The organism is Nodosilinea sp. LEGE 07298 (assembly GCF_015207265.1).
Taxonomy (GTDB): Bacteria; Cyanobacteriota; Cyanobacteriia; order Phormidesmidales; family Phormidesmidaceae; genus Nodosilinea.
Window position 1 is genome coordinate 1 of record NZ_JADEXE010000509.1, and the last position, 2,549, is coordinate 2,549.

A 2,549-nucleotide genomic window follows, 5' to 3' on the forward strand; every position below is an offset into this window, starting at 1 on the left:
CCACCCACCCCCCTGGCCCTAGATGGAGCCGCTGATGCAGCCACCACTACAAAAGATTGACGTGGCCCGATCGCCTCGGCCTCGCAACCATGGGCTAGAGCAATGCTTTGGCTAAACGTCAAGCTCGCCTGGCGAAAAAAGTTACAAAAAGAAATATTTCCGGCTCATTTTCCCTAGCTTTTCCCCACGCTTGCCCATGTTTTCCACAGGTTTTCCACAAGCGTTGACGCTGGCTAGCGGCTTGGGGGACTCCTGTGGAAAATAGCACGACCGGCTCTGGCGATCGCACTATCCCGAGATATTATCCCCGGCCTCCGCGAGGAATCCCCAGAACCCTGATCCCACCGTAGGCACCCTAGCGCTGCTAGCCTAAACGCGCTCCTAAAGCAAGATTGACAGCATCCGGAGAGTTCGGCAGAATGATGCGACTGGCACAGCCAAGACCCTTGCTCTACGGCCTGCAAGACCTACCTCTAGGTCAATTTTGCTGCGGCATTGCTGTAGATTGTGGAGCGCTGGCTTGGCCACGGGCACTGGTCGGCCCTAACGTTTTCCCGAATTGATTTTAAGCAAACATCGCGCCGTGGGGCAGGAGTTATCAACTCCCCCACCGATTTGCTACGGGCAAAGTAGGCCAGGGTCGTTTCTAAGGTGGCCACAGCCTGGTCTATAGAGGCATCTATCTAACCCACGTTATGCAGCTAGCCCCCCAGGCTAACCCCAGTCCGTATCCCCTCAACGAAAGGCAGCGCCCTATGACCCTTAACGCGACCACCCCCAAAGTTAGCCTCATGGCTGAAGTGCCCGAAGAACTCTACGAGGCGCTACAGGTGTACCTAGACGGCAACCCCGCCTGGAACCAGCATCGTGTCTTCTGTGCAGCCCTGTCGTTGTTTTTAATGCAGGACAGTAAATGCGATCGCGACATCAACCGCATCTACCTCGACGCCCTGTTCGACTACATTCCCTAATCGCAGCTGGCCCTAGCCGGAACTAGCCTAATCAACCCAGCCAATGTCGGCATCGGTCAGCATGGAGTTGGGTTGCCCTTTTTGAATGGCATAGTCGGGTACGCCCCGGTGGTAGGCCGGTCTATTGGCCTTAGGCTCCACCGGGCGGCGGGGCAGAATATCGACCCCAGAGATGCGGTGGGGGGCCGGAGCCGCCGCTTCAGTTAGCTTAAGAATTGTCTGCTTCGCTTCGTCTAGCTCGGCCTGGGTCTTGGTCAGAGCCTCGGCCTTCGCTTTGGTAGCGGTTTCGGCCTGGTCGAGGCTATCTTTCAGCTCAAACAGCCTGCCCTGCTGAGTTTCCAGATCTTTTTGCAGCCCGGCCACGGTTTTTTCGAGCTGGGCTTTATCTTTTTGGGCGGCAGCGAGGTCTTTTTCAAGGGCGCTAAGGCGATCGCTCAGATCAGCCTGGGCCGAAGCTTGAGCGGCTATCTCATCAGCGCCAGAATCTGGCTCGGGCTGCGGCTCGGGCTGTGGCTCAGGTTTTGACTTAGACTCTGGCTCCGCTGCCGGTTTTGACTTAGACTCTGGCTCCGCTGCCGGTTTTGACTTAGGCTCTGGCTCCGCTGCCGGTTTCGAGGTTGCTGCTTTAGTGCGGCGACTGGTGGCGGTGCGCCGGGCCGAAGACGCGCGGCGGCTGGGCTTGGGGGTCGACTCGACCTCGGCAGCGGCAGAGTCTGGGGCATCAGCCTTATTGACTTCTTCTTTGAGGACGTCGGAGAGGCGTTTCTTGGTCATGGCTGGTTCCAGTCTCGCTGTAGTTCTTCGGCAACTCGGCAGTAGTCAGAACGGGCCTCCTGGCTGTTTTTGCCGCGCCACTTGAGTACCGGCAGGCCCTCTAGGGCGGCCCGCTCGTGGGCTTTGTAGGCGCGAATAAACGCATTACAGGCCGGGATTTTCAACTCCAGCAGGGTGTTCTGAGCTTCAATGGCTTCGCCGACGCTGCGGGAATCCACCTTCGTCAACAATACTCGATGAGATACCCCGCTGGGCGCTACCGCTTCATTCACTGTAGTAATCAAAACGGCCAAATCCATTGGCGCAGGGGGAGTCGGTAACAGTAAGTAATCAGCTGATGGAATCACCGCTGCCAAAATCGCTGAACCCAGCGCCGGAGGTGTGTCAACAATGATTAGGCTGTGGTTGTGCTCCTGCCTCAGGCGAGCCAGGCGGGCTGGGTTAGTCTGGGCCTTGACCTCAAAGCCCAAATCGGACGGGCTGCGTCCCGTCCACCACAGGGCCGACCCCTGGGGGTCAGCATCCACCAGTAGCACCGAGTGGGTTTCGGCAAACACTGCCGCCAGGTTAACGGCGGTGGTGGTTTTGCCCACGCCGCCCTTGCCGTTAAACACCGCTAGCACAATCGGGCGAGCCAAGGTCATGTCTCCAAAAACTGTAGGCAATTTTCCGCAGGCAATCTATCGGCAATTCATCCGTAATCGAGAGCAGGCCAACACTATTTACAGGGGATAAATAGCCGCGCAATTCTCAGTTTGGGCAGCTCTCACCAACGCCCCAACCTACGGAATAGTACTCCAAGGC

Annotated in this window: 3 protein-coding genes; 1 reads left to right on the forward strand and 2 read right to left on the reverse strand. The window is 57.6% G+C overall.

Translation table 11 applies throughout. From position 1 onward, the window contains the following. Positions 1–755: 755 nt before the first annotated feature. Positions 756–971: a DUF2811 domain-containing protein gene (locus IQ273_RS32435; protein WP_194027192.1), complete on the forward strand. Its 216-nt coding sequence runs from the start codon at positions 756–758 to the stop codon at positions 969–971. Between the two features lie 27 nt (positions 972–998). Here the strand turns inward: IQ273_RS32435 and IQ273_RS32440 are convergent, their stop codons facing one another. Both IQ273_RS32440 and IQ273_RS32445 read right to left on the reverse strand, forming a co-directional pair. After that, positions 999–1,745, reverse strand: coding sequence for a hypothetical protein (locus IQ273_RS32440; RefSeq protein ID WP_194027193.1), 747 nt, complete (start codon positions 1,743–1,745; stop codon positions 999–1,001). Then, positions 1,742–2,383 carry a ParA family protein gene (locus IQ273_RS32445; protein WP_313898332.1) on the reverse strand — a complete coding sequence of 214 codons (642 nt, stop codon included), beginning with the start codon at positions 2,381–2,383 and terminating at the stop codon, positions 1,742–1,744. Before IQ273_RS32445 ends, IQ273_RS32440 begins: the two co-directional genes overlap by 4 nt. Positions 2,384–2,549: the final 166 nt, after the last annotated feature.